The organism is Pelistega suis (assembly GCF_013133795.1).
GTDB lineage: Bacteria > Pseudomonadota > Gammaproteobacteria > Burkholderiales > Burkholderiaceae_B > Taylorella > Taylorella suis.
Genome location: NZ_JABGBN010000005.1, coordinates 1 through 14,865, shown reverse-complemented (window position 1 = coordinate 14,865; position 14,865 = coordinate 1). Strand labels below are relative to the sequence as shown.

Annotated in this window: 18 protein-coding genes; 7 read left to right on the top strand and 11 right to left on the bottom strand. The window is 40.8% G+C overall.

What is annotated here, in order from left to right; translation table 11 throughout:
- Positions 1–30: 30 nt before the first annotated feature.
- The 4 genes from HKX39_RS06965 to HKX39_RS06950 are packed head-to-tail and all read right to left on the bottom strand — an operon-like array spanning position 31 to position 3,383.
- Positions 31–477: an ExbD/TolR family protein gene (locus tag HKX39_RS06965; protein ID WP_171680611.1), complete on the bottom strand. Its 447-nt coding sequence runs from the start codon at positions 475–477 to the stop codon at positions 31–33.
- A 2-nt stretch (positions 478–479) separates the two neighbouring features.
- Positions 480–1,172 carry a protein TolQ gene (gene tolQ / locus HKX39_RS06960; protein ID WP_171680610.1) on the bottom strand — a complete coding sequence of 231 codons (693 nt, stop codon included), beginning with the start codon at positions 1,170–1,172 and terminating at the stop codon, positions 480–482.
- A 4-nt stretch (positions 1,173–1,176) separates the two neighbouring features.
- Complete coding sequence (gene ybgC, locus HKX39_RS06955) at positions 1,177–1,602, bottom strand: tol-pal system-associated acyl-CoA thioesterase (RefSeq protein WP_171680609.1); 426 nt, start codon at positions 1,600–1,602, stop codon at positions 1,177–1,179.
- 38 nt (positions 1,603–1,640) lie between these two features.
- The gene (locus HKX39_RS06950) at positions 1,641–3,383 is read right to left on the bottom strand and encodes a proline--tRNA ligase (RefSeq protein WP_171680608.1); all 1,743 of its coding nucleotides are present in this window, start codon (positions 3,381–3,383) and stop codon (positions 1,641–1,643) included.
- Positions 3,384–3,446: 63 nt separating this feature from the next.
- Between HKX39_RS06950 and HKX39_RS06945 the strand changes: the two genes are divergently transcribed.
- The gene (locus tag HKX39_RS06945; protein WP_171680607.1) at positions 3,447–4,058 is read left to right on the top strand and encodes an RNA pyrophosphohydrolase; all 612 of its coding nucleotides are present in this window, start codon (positions 3,447–3,449) and stop codon (positions 4,056–4,058) included.
- Positions 4,059–5,459, top strand: a complete 1,401-nt coding sequence (gene mnmE / locus HKX39_RS06940) for a tRNA uridine-5-carboxymethylaminomethyl(34) synthesis GTPase MnmE (protein ID WP_343043434.1) — start codon at positions 4,059–4,061, stop codon at positions 5,457–5,459.
- Between the two features lie 119 nt (positions 5,460–5,578).
- Here mnmE and HKX39_RS06935 read toward each other — a convergent pair whose 3' ends face one another.
- Positions 5,579–6,487, bottom strand: a complete 909-nt coding sequence (locus tag HKX39_RS06935; protein WP_171680605.1) for an NAD(P)-dependent oxidoreductase — start codon at positions 6,485–6,487, stop codon at positions 5,579–5,581.
- A 149-nt stretch (positions 6,488–6,636) separates the two neighbouring features.
- On the opposite strand from HKX39_RS06935, the gene HKX39_RS06930 reads away from it, so the two are divergent.
- The 4 genes from HKX39_RS06930 (at position 6,637) to HKX39_RS06920 (ending at position 8,477) form a co-directional block, all read left to right on the top strand.
- Positions 6,637–7,029: a hypothetical protein gene (locus tag HKX39_RS06930; protein ID WP_171680604.1), complete on the top strand. Its 393-nt coding sequence runs from the start codon at positions 6,637–6,639 to the stop codon at positions 7,027–7,029.
- Between the two features lie 3 nt (positions 7,030–7,032).
- The gene (locus HKX39_RS06925; protein ID WP_171680603.1) at positions 7,033–7,341 is read left to right on the top strand and encodes a cell division protein ZapA; all 309 of its coding nucleotides are present in this window, start codon (positions 7,033–7,035) and stop codon (positions 7,339–7,341) included.
- 30 nt (positions 7,342–7,371) lie between these two features.
- Complete coding sequence (locus HKX39_RS10760) at positions 7,372–7,497, top strand: hypothetical protein (protein WP_281356455.1); 126 nt, start codon at positions 7,372–7,374, stop codon at positions 7,495–7,497.
- A 254-nt stretch (positions 7,498–7,751) separates the two neighbouring features.
- Positions 7,752–8,477, top strand: coding sequence for an SIMPL domain-containing protein (locus tag HKX39_RS06920; protein WP_171680602.1), 726 nt, complete (start codon positions 7,752–7,754; stop codon positions 8,475–8,477).
- On the opposite strand, the gene lgt is transcribed toward HKX39_RS06920, so the two are convergent.
- A complete protein-coding gene (lgt, locus tag HKX39_RS06915) occupies positions 8,434–9,234 on the bottom strand; it encodes a prolipoprotein diacylglyceryl transferase (RefSeq protein ID WP_171680601.1) in 801 nt (266 codons plus the stop codon). The two genes, HKX39_RS06920 and lgt, sit on opposite strands and share 44 nt — an antisense overlap.
- A 54-nt stretch (positions 9,235–9,288) precedes the next feature.
- Here lgt and msrA point away from each other — a divergent pair, with 54 nt between their 5' ends.
- Complete coding sequence (gene msrA / locus HKX39_RS06910; protein WP_171680600.1) at positions 9,289–9,810, top strand: peptide-methionine (S)-S-oxide reductase MsrA; 522 nt, start codon at positions 9,289–9,291, stop codon at positions 9,808–9,810.
- A gap of 132 nt (positions 9,811–9,942) precedes the next feature.
- Here the strand turns inward: msrA and HKX39_RS06905 are convergent, their stop codons facing one another.
- From HKX39_RS06905 to HKX39_RS06885, 5 genes are all read right to left on the bottom strand, one after another.
- Positions 9,943–11,724, bottom strand: a complete 1,782-nt coding sequence (locus HKX39_RS06905; RefSeq protein WP_171680599.1) for a DUF4153 domain-containing protein — start codon at positions 11,722–11,724, stop codon at positions 9,943–9,945.
- Between the two features lie 42 nt (positions 11,725–11,766).
- The gene (locus HKX39_RS06900) at positions 11,767–12,372 is read right to left on the bottom strand and encodes a LysE/ArgO family amino acid transporter (protein WP_171680598.1); all 606 of its coding nucleotides are present in this window, start codon (positions 12,370–12,372) and stop codon (positions 11,767–11,769) included.
- An 82-nt stretch (positions 12,373–12,454) separates the two neighbouring features.
- Positions 12,455–13,117: a CsgG/HfaB family protein gene (locus tag HKX39_RS06895; RefSeq protein ID WP_171680597.1), complete on the bottom strand. Its 663-nt coding sequence runs from the start codon at positions 13,115–13,117 to the stop codon at positions 12,455–12,457.
- A 21-nt stretch (positions 13,118–13,138) separates the two neighbouring features.
- Entirely contained in the window at positions 13,139–13,765 is a 627-nt protein-coding gene (locus HKX39_RS06890) for a GNA1162 family protein (RefSeq protein ID WP_171680596.1), read from the bottom strand.
- 22 nt (positions 13,766–13,787) lie between these two features.
- Positions 13,788–14,177: a DUF4810 domain-containing protein gene (locus HKX39_RS06885; RefSeq protein ID WP_171680595.1), complete on the bottom strand. Its 390-nt coding sequence runs from the start codon at positions 14,175–14,177 to the stop codon at positions 13,788–13,790.
- Positions 14,178–14,865: the final 688 nt, after the last annotated feature.

The window sequence follows — 14,865 nt, the reverse complement described above, 5'->3', positions numbered from 1 at the left end:
ACTACTTTTAACACTATCGGCTATTTCCAGCTATTTTTTAGCGGGAGTGGCTTTTGTTTGGTTAACCATTAAGCCTAAACGAGTTAATCCATTAGAACGTAATGTATCCATAATGGTCATGACATCTTCATAAGGCACTTTACCGTCTGCGGAAATGACAACAGGTGTATCAGCAGCTTGAATCATGGATTGGATACGAGCAAGAACTTCCTCTTTGGGGATTTTCTCAAAATCTGCGCCTGCTTGACGAAGACGTACGGATACATCCCCATTTTCTTCAATCTGTACTTCAACAGGTGTTGCAGGGACTTCTGCTGCTTGTCCTACTGAAGGAAGGTTAACTAATCCCGGTGTAATCATTGGGGCCGTTACCATAAAGATGACCAATAGTACCAACATTACATCAATGTAAGGTACTACGTTCATTTCATTTTTCATGCGACGTGAGCGACCACGTCCTTTTCTCATTCCAGCCATAACTACTTAGCCTGACGTTGTAAGATATTTAAGAATTCATCCATAAAGCTATCAAAACGACTAGATGCCTTATCGATAGAGTTAGAGAAGTAGTTATAAGCAAGTACTGCAGGAATGGCTGCAAAAAGACCAATCGCTGTCGCAATGAGTGCTTCTGCAATACCAGGAGCAACTGCCGCTAGGGTAGCGGTTGCATTGGTTGTCAATCCTAGGAAAGAGTGCATAATCCCCCATACCGTCCCTAATAAACCAATATAAGGGCTGACAGAGCCTGCAGAGGCAAGGAAACTTAGTTTAGCATCTAGTGAGTCTACTTCGCGTTGGTAAGTAGCACGCATCGCACGTTCAGCGCCTTCAATTTGTGCTTCAGGAGAGGCTTCTTTGCTACGTGATTTTAAAAATTCGCTCATCCCTGCATCAAAAATACGAGCTAAAGGACCCGCATCATCAGGATTGCGAGCGATGGTTTGGTGAAGTGAGCTTAAATCACCACCTCGCCAGAAGTTTTGTTCAAATTCACGTGTTTGTTTCATAGTGCGAGTAATCGTAAGGTATTTACTAATAATAAATGCCCAAGAAACAACAGAAATCGCTACTAAGATAAGCATAATCAGTTGAACGGGAATACTGGCGTCAGCAATTAATCCGAGGATAGACATTTCTTCGGCTACGGGTGCTGGAGTGACGGGATTCATAATACTAAATATCCTGAACAGAAAGTAAAAGAGAGCGGACAACGTCCGGAATAGGGGTTGCTTTAAAAGAAGTAAGGTTTACACAACAAATTTGAATATTACTATGAACCAACGTTTGACCGTCTCGTTCACAGATTTGTTCAAAGTCGATTGATGCATTCCCAAGTTTTTTAACACGCGTTCTAATCGTTAATAAATCATCTAAGCGAGCAGGACTTTTGTATTGTACTTGGGTACCTACGACAACAAAGATAATATTGAACTGTTCGGCAAGCGCAGTTTGATTAACACCTAAATGACGTAACCATTCTGTACGAGCACGTTCAAAGAATTTTAAATAGTTGGCATAAAAAACCACACCTCCCGCATCCGTATCCTCATAATAGACACGGACAGGGAAGGTGAATTCTACGGAATTTTCTGAATTCATTAGCTATAAAACGATAAAAATGCTATTAAATCAAAAAATTATAGCGTATTTTTAAGGTTGTTATATAGCTCTAAAACGTAAGTATTTACTTCAGATGGTGACAGTTTGACAGATTCTGCATCACGACGGGCTTGTACTTCGATAATGCCATCTTTTAATCCGCGTTCACCAACGGTTACACGGATAGGCACACCAATGAGCTCCCATTCAGAGAACATCACGCCAGGACGAGCATCACGGTCATCCAGAATCACATCAATGCCTTGGGCTTTTAAGTGCTCATAAATAGCGGTGGCTTGTTGGCGAACCTCTTCGCTTTTGCCCCAACCAATTGGACAAATGACGACTTCAAAAGGGGTCATTGGCATTGGCCAAATAATTCCCTTTTCATCGTTATTTTGTTCAATAGCCGCTGCCATGATGCGACTCACGCCAATGCCATAGCAACCCATTTGAATAATTTCAGGTTTACCTTGCTCATTAAGGTAAGTTGCTTTAAGTTTTTCAGAGTATTTATCACCAAGGAAGAAGACGTGACCAACTTCGATGCCATGCTCAATCGCTAAAGTGCCAGGTTCGCCAACTGCAGGGTCACCTGCTACGACATTACGAATATCAGCAACAATAGGCTCAGCTAAATCGCGTCCCCAGTTTACGCCAATCCAGTGAGTATCTTCTTTATTGCCACCACAGACAAAGTCACTCATATTGGCCACTGTGGTATCCGCAATAATGGTAATAGGCTTAAGGGGTTGAACAGGGCCTAAATAGCCCGGTTGAGAGCCAAAGTGCTCAAGGATTTCCGCTTCACTAGCCAATTCAAAACCATGCTCAAAACCAGCGAGTTTGCCCACTTTGATTTCATTAACTTCGTGATCCCCACGTACTAAAAGTAAGTAGATTGATTTTTTGCCTTCCTCATCGCTAACGCTATACACCACAGACTTGACGGTGCGTTCAAGTGGTAGGCCGAGTTGCGTAGCAACAAGTTCGCATTTGTTAGAACCCGGTGTGGGTACACGTTCAATAGCTTGTGTCGGTGCTGCGCGTTCTGCAATTAAGCATGGTGCTTCAGCTAATTCAATATTGGCCGCATATTCTGAATCTGGATTGTAGACGATAAGGTCTTCACCGGTATCTGCAATCACTTGGAACTCATGACTGCGAGATCCGCCGATAGAGCCAGTATCTGCATTTACTGCACGGAATTTTAAACCTAAAGCAGTGAAAATGCGTTTATAAGCATTAAACATATTGTCATAGCTTTTTAGTGCACCAGCTTCATCACGGTCAAAAGAGTAGGCGTCTTTCATCGTGAATTCACGACCACGCATTAAGCCAAAACGAGGACGACGCTCATCACGGAATTTTGTTTGGATATGATAGAGGTTAAGCGGAAGTTGTCGCCAGCTTTGTACCTCATTAGCGACGATGTCAGTAACGACCTCTTCAGACGTGGGTTGTAGTACAAAATCGCGACCGTGACGATCTTTGATACGGAGTAATTCTGCACCATAAGCGTCCCAACGACCTGTTTGCATCCAAAGTTCTGCAGGTTGGACAACAGGCATAAGAACTTCGATAGCTCCAGAATTATTCATTTCGGTACGAATAATATTTTCGATTTTGCGTAAAACCTTAAGTGCAAGTGGCATATAAGTATAGATACCGCCAGCATGTTTACGAATCATGCCCGAACGCATCATCAGTTGATGACTAATGACTTCGGCGTCTGCAGGGGCTTCTTTTGAAGTATTTAAGTGAAAATGTGATGCTAACATGGTTACTTTCTCAATAGAAACGTATAATCAAACCTAATTGTATTTGAATTTAAGGGGCGGTGCATGCTTGATCGCGAAGGTTACCGTCCTAATGTTGGTATTATCCTTGTAAATCACAAGAATGAGGTATTTTGGGGTAAAAGAATTCGAGAAAAATCGTGGCAATTCCCTCAAGGTGGCATAAAGTATGGTGAAAATCCCACACAAGCCATGTATAGAGAGCTGTACGAAGAACTCGGCCTTAAACCCGAACATGTACAAATATTAGGGCGAACGCGAAACTGGTTACGTTATAACGTACCAGAAAATTTTGTGCGACGTGAGTCGCGAGGTCATTATAAAGGACAAAAGCAGATTTGGTTTTTATTGCGCTTAGTTGGCAAAGATAAAGATATTAGTTTACGAGCTACTCATCATCCTGAATTTGATGCATGGCGCTGGAGTAACTATTGGGTTCAGCTTGATCAAGTGATTGAATTTAAGCGAGGTGTTTATACGGAAGCACTAAAAGAATTGTCCTCTTTATTGTTTGCGCCTAAACTCGAAAAAGCTGAAACGAGATTTTTGCGAAAAAGGCGTTATAAACAACGACAGCGTAAGGTAATTAATCATGGCGATGGACAGGTGCGTATTATAGAAACGCAACTCATCGTTGAAGTGCAAGATATTGGTTAAATCATGACATATTCCGCATCAACTATTGCTGCTATCGCTACGGCTCCAGGCCGTGGTGGTGTCGGCGTGATTCGTCTATCGGGTAAAAATCTCTTACCCTTGGCTTTAGCGCTGAGTGGAGGGAAAACACCAAAACCTCGCATGGCCTTATACACCGACTTCTTGGACGAAGAAGGGCGTGCCATTGATAATGGATTGCTATTGTATTTTGCTGCTCCAGCCAGTTTTACGGGTGAAGACGTTATTGAACTACAAGGTCATGGTGGCCTTGTGGTGATGAATATGTTGTTATCTCGTTGCCTTGCTTTAGGCGCGCGTTTAGCAGAACCCGGTGAGTTTACTAAGCGAGCTTTTTTAAATAATAAACTCGATTTGGCTCAAGCGGAAAGTGTGGCAGATCTTATTGATGCTTCCAGTCAGTCTGCTGCTCGTATGGCATTGCGTAGTTTAAAGGGTAACTTTTCTAATCATATTCATCAACTCGTTGATAACTTGATTAATCTGCGAATGTTGGTAGAGGCAACCTTAGATTTTCCTGAGGAAGAAATTGATTTTCTGGAGGCGGCAGATGCACGAGGTAAGTTGGCACGCTTACGAGAGGAGCTCGACAAGGTATTAGCTCAAGCTACCCAAGGAGCGATTCTACGAGAGGGGATGAATGTCGTCCTTGTCGGTGCACCTAATGTTGGTAAGTCGTCGCTATTAAATGCTTTAGCAGGTGATGATATTGCTATTGTGACGGATATTGCAGGGACAACGCGAGATACGGTACGAGAGCAAATCACTTTAGATGGCGTGCCTGTACACATCGTCGATACTGCAGGTCTTCGAGAGACGGATGATGTAGTAGAAAAAATCGGTATTGAGCGTAGCCATAAAGCACTACAAAATGCAGATGTTGCCTTGATTTTAATCGACCCTCGCGAAGGCATTAATGAGAAAACGCAAGCTATTTTGGCGAGTATGCCGAGCGGATTGAAAAAAATTGAAGTGCATAATAAAGCTGATCTGACAGGGCAGAGCGTAGGGCGTTTTGTACGAGAGACGACAAACAGTACTTTTCATGCTGAAAACATTGATGCCTATACCAATGCTAATACATTGATTCGCTTATCAGCGATGCGTGGTGAGGGTCTAGATCTACTGAAACAAGAGTTACTGAATATCATTGGCTGGCAAGGTGAAAGTGAGGGCTTGTTCCTAGCACGGACACGACATATTAATGCATTAAATGTTGCACGTGATGAATTGGAAAATGCCGCTGTTAATGGTTATGACAATATTGAATTATTGGCAGAACATTTGCGGCTTGCCCAAGAGTCTCTTAATGAAATCACCGGCGAATTTAGTGCTGATGATTTGCTAGGTGTGATTTTTAGTCGATTCTGTATTGGGAAGTAGTGATTGCTATTGAGCGAAGTCGAACTACTAAGACATTCTTAGTAGTTCGTTTTTTAAACCATATCCTTACGGAAAGGATATGTACAGGCACCGATTGACGAGTGCTTATATCATAATGATTAGCCTTTCTTTAATCGTGTAATCAAGCTTGACGTATCCCAGCGGTTACCACCATTGGCTTGAACCTCTGCATAGAAACTATCGACGAGGCGAGTAACAGGTAGTTCTGCACCATTGCGTGCAGCTTCATCAAAGACTAATCCTAAGTCTTTACGCATCCAATCCACCGCAAAACCAAAATCAAATTTATTTTCTAGCATCGTTTTGCCACGATTTTCCATTTGCCAGCTTTGTGCAGCACCTTTGCTGATGACAGCGAGGACTTTTTCCATATCAAGACCCGTACGTTCACCAAAAGCAAGTGCTTCTGATAAACCTTGCACAAGACCTGCAATACAAATTTGATTAACCATTTTAGCTAACTGACCAGAACCGCTTTTGCCTAAATATATAACAGAACGAGAGAATACATCCATGACCGGTTTTGCTTTGTTGAAAGCTTCTTCATCACCACCACACATGACCGTGAGAACACCATTAATAGCACCTGCCTGCCCTCCTGAAACAGGGGCATCAATAAAGTGAATGCCTTTTTCACGAGCGATTTGATAAACTTCTTTTGCCACCTCTGCTGAAGTGGTGGTATGGTCGACAAAAATAGCACCAGCTTTCATACTTTGATAAGCACCCTGAGAACCGGTAGTCATTTCACGCAATGCATCATCATTACCTACACAGCAGAAAATAATATCGGCTTCTTTGGCCGCTTCAGCAGGCGTAGTGGCCACCTTACCTTTAAACTCGTTTGCCCATTGTTCTGCCTTAGCGGGGTTGCGGTTGTAAACGGTGACGGAATATCCTGCAGCAGCAAGATGTCCTGCCATTGGTAGACCCATGGCACCAAGACCTAAAAAGCTCACGGATAAAGGAAGATTTTTGGGGTATTCTTTCGCTTGAATGGCTGGCATAGCAGATTTTCCTTGTGTAATGCGGTGAAATAAATCTTGAAATAATTCTAGAAAAAGGTTTATTTTTATAAAAGCAAGGTAAAATGAACCTTTAGCTAAGTTTACCCTGTCGATAAACTTTTTTCATTCACTTTATCTATTAAAAGCTTATGTTGCAAGAACTAGACCAAGTTGCTGTCCGTGTAGCGCAAGTCGTCGAAATGAGTCGTCGTTTATTAGCGGAGCGAACCAGTTTATTAGCTCGTTTAGAAACCGTCGAGGCATCAGAGAGTGCTTTGCGTGAACAGCTATCAGAGCAAGAGACAAAAGTTGCTGCATTAAGTTCTGATTTGGTATCACAAACAGAGACGGTGCAGTCTGAGAATGCGACATTACGCGAGCAGGTGCAATCCTTAACAACCCAAGTGAATATCTTGGAAGATGCTTTGGCTAAAGCGAAAGCAGATATCGAAAACTGGCGCCATCATACACAGTCTGTGCGTAATCGTGTAGCCCATGTATTGGAGAATTTGCCAACCAATAGTATTGAGAAAGGGGAGTAAGAGATGGAACGCGTAGAAGTTAATATTCTGGATCGTAATCTCACTTTAAGCGTTAGTAGTGCCGAAAAAGCTAAATTACTCGCGGCTGTTCAACATGCTGACCAATTAATGCAATCCATTAAAGAGTCTGCTCCTAATCTTAGTCTTGAGCGAATTGCGATTATGGCTAGTATTAAATTAGCTTCAGATATTATGAGTATGGAGTCTGGAGATGGACCATTTAAGGGTGTACAATTTGGTGATTTCCAGAGTAAAATAAACGAAATTAATGCGATGTTGGATAGTAGCATAGATGATTTGAAAGCTATCTAATATTTTTACCTGTTTTGCCCTGCGGTAGTCGTGACCTTGGTCATTCATCTCTTACCTATGCGTATGGCACAAGGTGGTAAATCAGTAAAGTGGGAGCGATTGTCGTTTAGCGATGAACCCGAAGCTTTATTCCAGTCCACCGACTTTGAACTTTAGGGTTCGAGGTGCCGACCTTGACGCTACAGGCGGGGCATCCTCTTCAAAGCGAGCCAATAGGCTCGCTTTTTTTATGTGCTTTTATTGTGCTATGTATAAAAAGTGCGGTTGTCTGTTTTTTGTAAACATGAATGCAGAAGTCTATTGAAATTTTTCTAATGGACAAGTTTACAAAGCTTTAACGAGGAGGGCTTACGCTGTGAAATAAATCGGGGTAATATCCGGTTATCTTATTTATTTTCAGGGAGTATGCTATGTCTACTATCCAACGTTTATTTGCGTTAAGTGCTATGTCTTTTGCTTTATGGCAAGCACCAGCTATCGCTCAAGTAACCACAGACAACACAACAGCCACCGTTAAAAAAGATACCACGATTTATCTAGTAGCTTCAGTACAAGAAGAAGTGGATGCGGATATGGTTCGTTTTACTTTGTCTAAGCAGTTATCAGGTGAGAATCAACAAGCACTCACAGAAGAGTTAAATAAAGCCATTAATGCGGTGATTGAAAAAGGTAAAGCGGATAAGGATTTAGTTGTCGCTAATGGTGATTATGGTTTTTGGAGCGCAGGTGAAAAAGGTAAAAATATCTTGTGGGAAATGCGAGGTGAAGTGGTAGTAACAACTAAAAACTTTGAAAAAGCCCGAGAGTTTATTGCTGCGACCAAAGAGCATATGACCTTAGACGGCATTCGTTTTTTCTTATCGGATGAGGCTAAAAAGAAAGTGGAGAGTAGTCTAATCACTAAGGCAGCTGAAGCTTTCCGAGAAAAAGCACAGGCAACCACAAAAGCATTTGGTCATCAGGATTATCGTATCGAAAGCGTGCGTTTGGATATGAATGCCGGTCAAGATACACGTATGTTGCGTGCAGCGGGTGTAGCGGCATCTGCCAAATCCTATTCAGCAGATACCGTAGAGTTATCGAGTGGTAAGGTTAATGTGACTGTGTCGGCTGACGGTTCGATTGTTTTGCGCTAACGACAAATAGAATCACACCAGCAATAATCATGGGTAAAGACAGCCATTGACCCATGCTGAAACCGAGAGCTAAGAAACCAAGATGGTCATCTGGCTCTCGTGTATATTCCACTAAGAAACGGAAGATGCCGTAACCCATAAGGAATACCGCACTGACTTGACCCGTTGGGCGTTTTTTACTTGAGAAAATCCAGAGAATAATAAATAGGGCAATCCCTTCGAGTGCCATTTGATAAAGTTGTGAAGGATGGCGTACAGCACCATCGCTATTTGGAAATACTATACCCCAAGAAACATCGGTGACTCGGCCCCATAATTCCCCGTTGATAAAGTTACCAAAACGACCTGTTGCTAGACCTAAAGGCACGAGTGGTGCAACAAAGTCAGCAATTTGAAAAAAAGTCTTTTTCTCTTTGTGGGCAAAATAGAGCATGGCAATCAGTACACCAATTAGCCCACCATGGAAAGACATACCGCCGTCCCAAACTGAGAATATTTCGAGAGGATGAGAGAGGTAGTACATAGGTTTATAGAAAATCACATAACCTAGACGACCGCCCAGAATTACGCCCATAATGCCGTAAAAAAGTAAGTCTTCAAAGCGCTCTTGACTAATATCTAATGCGCCCTTTTTGACACGATAACGACCTAATAACCATGCAAAAAGGAAAGCGAGCAAATACATTAGTCCATACCAATGGACTTTAATAGGACCGAGTTCCAAAGCGACAGGATCAATTTGAGGAAAACTTAACATAATTGTGTTTTATACTATGATGAATAATGATGGAATTTTAACAGAGGATAAACAATGGCAGTAGCAGTCTTTGGTGGCGGTTGTTTTTGGTGTACAGAAGCTGTTTTCAAACGATTACGCGGGGTGAATCAAGTGTTACCGGGGTATTGTGGTGGGCATATTGATAACCCGAGCTATACCCAAGTCAAGGAAAAAACAACTGGACATATTGAAGTAATTAAAATTGACTTTAATCCCGAAGAAATCAGCTATGCCACCTTATTAGAGGTGTTTTTTAATACACATGACCCTACCACCTTAGACCGTCAGGGGTATGATGAGGGACCACAGTATGCCTCGGTGATTTTTTATCAAGATGAAGAGCAAGCGCAATTGGCTCATCAAGCCATCGCAGAGCAGCAAGTGAACTTTGTAGCGCCTATCGTTACCAAGATTCTCCCCGCCGCAACTTTTTGGACGGCAGAGGAATATCATCATGATTTCTTTGACCGCAATCCAGAACAAGGGTATTGTTCCTTGGTGATTTCCCAAAAAGTGGCGAAATTTATGCAGAAATATGCGGATAAATTAAAGTAAAGTGCTTAAATAAATGCACCGCTTTTATTTGATGTCCTCCCTCTCCCTGACTTAAAGAACGGAGTCTTTGGGGGCAGAGTAGATAAAAACGGTGCATTTACAAGCCTAATGTTTAGAAGAGAGGTCAATTGCCTATTTCTTCTCTAACAAAAAGAGTTCTGATGGTTTACTCCATAGTTCATAGCCTTTCTCTTCACTATATTGCAAAGAAAGGTTATTTAATACGAGTAAGTAGCGAGGAGTATCTATCTCAAGCATATCTTTAGTGAGGGTATTGAGAATCTTGTTGGGGTAGGCTTTTTGGATATCTAAACCATGTTTAGTAAACACATCAGCGACATGCTGTGAGTAATTGACACTGAGTTGTAGTTTTTCATCGCTATTCGGAAAAGTAAACTCAATGGTATTTTCCGCCATCTGATTTGATGTATTGTCCGATGAAGCGTTATTTTCGTGGTTGTCTGATGGTGTGGCGACACGAAATTCAACATTGCTTAGACTGATTAGACGTTTGAAATTTTGTAAGTCATAGTTGAGATAGAGGCTGTTACTGCTAAACGAGGGATAAGGGTCGATATAATCCTCAATAGAAGATTCCTCTAGCTTTATTACATGGTCTGCATGCTTATCTGTGACAACAAAGTAATGGTCTTTAAGCAATCCTAATCTAACTTCTCCAAAACGCTGCTCAAGGCTTGTGAAACTCTTCTTATCTGCATCGCCATATTCTAGATAGTCTAGTGCATGTTTTGCCATAACCAGTTGTGTGGCTTCAGGACTACCATGGATGATTTTTTGGAGTGTCTCTGCAAAATTTGTCACGGGTTGGTTGTTGTCATCAACGAGATTTAATGCTTTTACACTTTTTTCAAAACGCGCGAGTTGGTTTTGTTGCGCCATTTTTGAGGGAGGATAGATAAAGCCTAAAAAGACCAACATCGCAATGGCAAGGCTAGCAAAATGACGATACTGCACTTTGTCCTGAAAAAGATTGAGTACGTAGTAGAGTGTAGTTAAACCAATCGTGGCGCATAAGACGATGCGTGTAGGCGTGAGTCCATAGTGATAAAGACGAATACTTAATGCTACCCAGACTAGCGCAATCGGGGCTAAGACGAGGTAGCGAAATAGCGAGAGAACTTTAGGGTAGGCATTAGGAGTTAAGCAGTTTAATGCTTGAATTACCAAACCGGTGAGCAAATAGGGCCATACTAAATGCACCACACTATTAGAAGGCATTTCCCCCGTGATGAGAATCCGACCTATATAGATATAGATAATCGCTGTATAAATCAGAATGGCAGGATTGAAAATAAAACGAATAATAGTTTCAGCAAAACGGTTGAGCGAGAGAGTAGCCTCACCTTTATCTTCGAAATAGAGAAAAAAGAGCGGAAAGACGGCAAAAGTAGAAAATAGCGCAATACGACGGTTGATTTCCTCAAGGGAATTTTCTGCATTGAGTAAGAGTGTGTCAGCACTAAAGATGATAATCATGCATGCTGTATAGAGAATCAGCGCCGCAATACCTGCCCAACTGAGGTTAATAAGGGTATTGAGAAACTGTTGAACATAGTACTGGTTTTCTTTACGCCAGTCTTTCGAGAGGAAGACCAATAATGCAATAAGATAGCTGGCATAAAAAGCGATGTGATTCCATAAGTTAATTTGCTGGATAGTTATCCACGCCATAATAACAGGAAGAATGAGGGCACTCAGATAATAGGCGATACGGTGGAGGGTATGTAAGCGATAGAGGGTAACAAAGGCAATCGGTGCGACTAACCAGGGGTGATAATAGTGTTCAAATGTATCGAGAGAGAGAAAGAGGGTTGGTATTGAGAGAGTTAGGATAAAAAAGCATTCCAGAGGGTAGCGTATAAAAAGGGCTCTGAAATTGGCGAAAAACGGCATGTTGTATCCCCTAAGGATATAAAGATGTATAAAAATATTGAATTATTCTAGCAATAAAGAAATGGCAATACTGACCATGACAATAAAAATAATAAAGTCTAGAATTTGCCAAGCACGAGGCTTACGGAAAATAGGCTGTAATAAACGAGCTCCGTAGCCGAGAGAGAAGAAAAATAAAAAGGAAGCCAAAATATTGCCTAAATAGAAATATATTTTGGTATCGGCATATTTGGTCGCTAGAGAACCAATAATAAATACGGTATCAATATAGACGTGTGGATTAAGAAAGGTGAGTGCAGCGGTAATCAGTAGCACCTTTTTTAAGGAAGATTTTTGTGCATCCGCTTCGGTGATAAGTGATTGCCCTCCTTTAATGGCGGAACGTAGGTGCATCAAACCGTAAACAATCAGGAAAGCCGATCCGATATATTTAATAGCCACTAAAGCCCAAGGAAAGTTTTCGATAATCGAGCCAAAACCAAAAACACCTATGGCAATGATTAAGGCATCAGAGAATGCGCATTGTAAGCATATCCAGAAAATATGCTCTTCTTTTAGACCTTGTTTTAAAACAAAAGCGTTTTGAGAGCCGATGGCAACAATGAGCGATAAGCAGAGTAAAAAACCAGCGATAAAAGCGGCAGTCATTTGTAAAAAAAGTAAAAATAAACCCCTTCATTGTAATCTTAAAAAAGCATGAAGGGGATATTTAGAAAAAAAAGCAGATAGATTACGGATGCCAGTGACCTTGCTCGATGCCTGTAACTAGATGATTGACGGCATCACGAATCGCTAATTCAAGTACTTTGCCATTCAATGTTGAGTCATAGCCAGAGGTGCTACCAAAACCAATAAGTTCTCGACTAGATAGACTGTATTCGCCAGCACCCTGTGATGCGTAGATTACCTCACCTGTTTGTGTATCGACAACGTTCAGGTTAACTTTGGCATAGGCCGTTTGTGTTTTACCACTGCCTAAAATACCAAATAGTTGTTTGTCACCAGTTGTTTTGCGCCCGAATTCTGTAACATCACCCGTAATGATGTATTTGGCGCCTTTGAGTTGTTGGCGTTGACCTTTAAGCTTGGCTTCGAATTGTGTTTCGTCCAAATTACTTCTGTCTAATACAGAGAAGCGACCTGTTTGATGCAAATGAGTTTGGAGAATAGTGTTGGCTTGGCTACCTAAACGGTCAGTACCGTTTGAAAATACGCCTTGCTGATATTGTGAGCGATTAGTAAATTTACCAATAGCAATAGTCGATTTTGGACCATGGTAGCTTGTTTGATAGGAAGCGACTTTATGAGTTTCTACCGTACGATGACTTTCGATAGCACAACCTGCGAGAAGAGAAGTAGATAAGATTGTTGCTAGAAGAGAGTATTTTTTCATGAGTATTAATCCTGTAATGTATTACTTTGGTGTAGACGTTCTTTCTGGAGAACGGTGTCCCGGTGCTAAGCCTTTTTGAGGGGTTGGTGTTAATAAGTCGTTGATAGCGACAATAGAAAAATTGGATGCTGTATCTGTCAGGCTATCAGCTATTTGGGCGATGAGTGCATCAAGAAGACCGACAGAGGCTTTTTCGGCTGTGGCAGAGTCTTTCCAAATAATTTCTCCTGTATGCGTATCCATAAGTTTTCCGCTTACGGTTGCTCCAGAGGAAGATAGTAGTACTTTGTATTTGGTTCCAAAGTTTTCTAGTACAGGATAAAGAACGGCATCAACACCAAATATTTTTCTGAGTTGTTCGAGGGGAATATCATGAATTTCTTGTGCTTCATGGTATCCATTGTCCGCGAAGAATTTTTTAATAATATAAGGAGAGAAAGTGTAATAACCTGCTTCAGACACAATCTGCGATGATTGAATGGCCAATAATGCTTCTGGGAATTTAACTTCTGTAGAGTTGTTCACCATCGGCAAAATAAGAATAGATTTTGGGTTGCTATTTATTAAAGCTGATTTATCAACAGGTGTTTGGCATGCACTTATTAAGGACGTAAGTGCTAATAGAATGAATGTATAAAATTTACGCATAATATTCCTCCTTTATACAATATTAGTTTTTAGTTTGAGTTTGTGAGGCGGGTGAGCGTTGTTTTAGTTTGGTTATTAATGCATCAACGAAAGAACTTGATTCAGGGAAAAGCTGTTTCTCTATTAATAAATGCTTTATTGCGAGATCAAGTTTGTTAACTTCGCTTAGTAGCAATGCTAAATGAGCATGCATACTTGGGGGAAGAGGTTTGTTGGTATGGTTAGCATTCTGAATATCTTTTTCAATAAGCGAAATTTGCTCATCTACAGATACTGTTGCTTGATCACTCAAGGCTTGTTGTATTGTGGATGGATATTTTCCCCAATAATATATAGTGGGTTTATTTGCGCAAGCTGTAAGCGTTAGCGTAAGAAGCGTAAAAACGGCTAGTTTTATCGTTTTTATTTGCATATATTGTGGTCTCCGCTGTTAGATAGTTATATTAGATGAAATAAAATGTAATTTTCATTGCAGAATGTGAATATAACTATAAATACAAATGTAAAGATAAGCAATCTTTCTAAGGAGGAAGAATTAAAAAATGAGGGAGGTAAAGAAAAAGATTATTTTGATGTTGTATTTTTAACACAAATATATTGTAAAAGAGATAATTCTTTTTAAATCAATGAATTGCGTTTTGGTTTTTGATGTTTGTTGTTTTTTGGGTAGGGTGTTTTTTTGAGTTTTTGTTAAAAAAGCTTGCCAAGGTTTTGGGATTGGTTTATAATTCAAATCTTTCCTGCTAACGCAATGCTTTTAAAGCGAAGCGATAGGGGGGGCAAGCAAAGCTAGTTAATGTTGTAAATAAGATATTGATTGGTTGGTTTTAAAAATAAATTAAAAATATTTTTAAAAAATGCTTGACAGAATGTAGTAAGTTGGTTCATAATTACATTCTTTGCTGCTGACGGCAACGACGATTGAGTTAAGCAATTAATTCTCGTTAAAACAGTCAGACGAATTTGAAATGTCAAATTCGATTTTGTTCTTTAACAACTAACAGCCGATAAGTGTGGGCGCTTGGAATGAGAGGCGTCATCCTATCACGGGATGAGCTAAAAATATTATTTTAAGTGCTTACACTACATACAGAAATAAG